1 protein-coding gene is annotated in these 1350 nt (G+C 39.2%); it reads right to left on the minus strand.

Features of this window, described 5'->3' with window-relative positions:
- Positions 1-244 precede the first annotated feature (244 nt).
- Positions 245-1258, minus strand: coding sequence for an IS110 family transposase (locus KO502_RS00750; RefSeq protein WP_216020648.1), 1014 nt, complete (start codon positions 1256-1258; stop codon positions 245-247).
- Between the last annotated feature and the right edge of the window lie 92 nt (positions 1259-1350).

Genomic DNA, 1350 nt, shown 5'->3' on the forward strand with positions numbered 1-1350 from the left:
TCATATATGGTCTCCTCCCGTATTGCAAGGTTTAACGCATCGATAACAGGGACAGGTTTGCTGTCATATATACGGTCTTTTAATGAAGATTATTACTTCTGACCTCGATGTATTCCGCGCATATTGTCCTTATCAGGTTATCGGTATTCACTACCACTGAACTCGTCAGGTTTTCAATATGCCGGTTTGACCTGTTATGTCATCGTTTTGTTTTACCCACGCAATGCTTTGAAGAGCGGTTTACTTATACTGGTGAATACTCTTCACCAGAGACGGTAATAGCCCAAGCCATTCTCGCCATTTTGTTGGCATAAGCTACACATGCTCGATTATGCCCTCGAGTTTGAACAAGTCGATTTATCCATTGACTTAATTTATCATTTTTTGTCTTTGCTCTTGAAACTACAGCCTTAGCTCCCTGAATGAGTAAACATCTGAGATAACTGTTACCTCGTTTACTTACCCCCAGTAAAGTATCTTTACCACCACTACTGTGTTGGCGGGGAACAATTCCTAAGGACGCTGAGACATCACGACCCCGTTTATAAGCACTGCCATTACCCACTTCATTAAAATAAGCGCTTGATATCATCGGGCCAAACCCTGGGATTGTTTGAATACGTTGACAAGTAGCATTGTGTTTGACTGTTTCAACAATGACTTTACTGTAAGTTTCAACACAAATATCTAAGGCGTTTAACTGTGCCTGTAGTTGTCTAAGTATCGTTTTAAATGTCTCTGATAATAATTTACTTTCATCCTCTAACATTAATGGGATAGTTTTACGTACGTTATTTACGCCTTGATTGATAGTCATTCCATATTCAGCTACCAATCCTCTGATTTGATTACATAGTGCTGTTCGTTGCTTAACAGCTAACTCCCTTGCTTTGTGTTGAGCTTGGTTATCTTGTTGTTCTATCGATTTTATACCAACACTTTTAATATGTGGTTGCCTTGCTGCAACATTGATTGCTAACGCATCGTTGTAATCATTTTTATTGCCCATTAAAAAAGCTTTAACGTGTTGAGGAGGAATAAGTTTCACCTCATGACCACACTTTTGTATCTCTCTCGCCCAAAAATGGGATGTTGCACAGGCTTCTAGCGCCACTAAACAAGATGGATGTTGTTGAAAGAATGCTAATACTTGTACGCGCTTTAGCATTTTCTTTCTAACTAAACGTCCTTGCTCATTACAGCAGACAACATGGAAAAATCTTTTTGCTATATCTAACCCTATTGTTGTAATCTTCATTTTGGTCTTCTCCCGTTTTGATTGTGTGTAACAACTTCAATCATGGCACATAGATGCCGTATAGGGAGGAGACCATCACATCAGGTTAGTTA

It is taken from the genome of Colwellia sp. E2M01, assembly GCF_018860585.1.
GTDB lineage: Bacteria > Pseudomonadota > Gammaproteobacteria > Enterobacterales > Alteromonadaceae > Colwellia.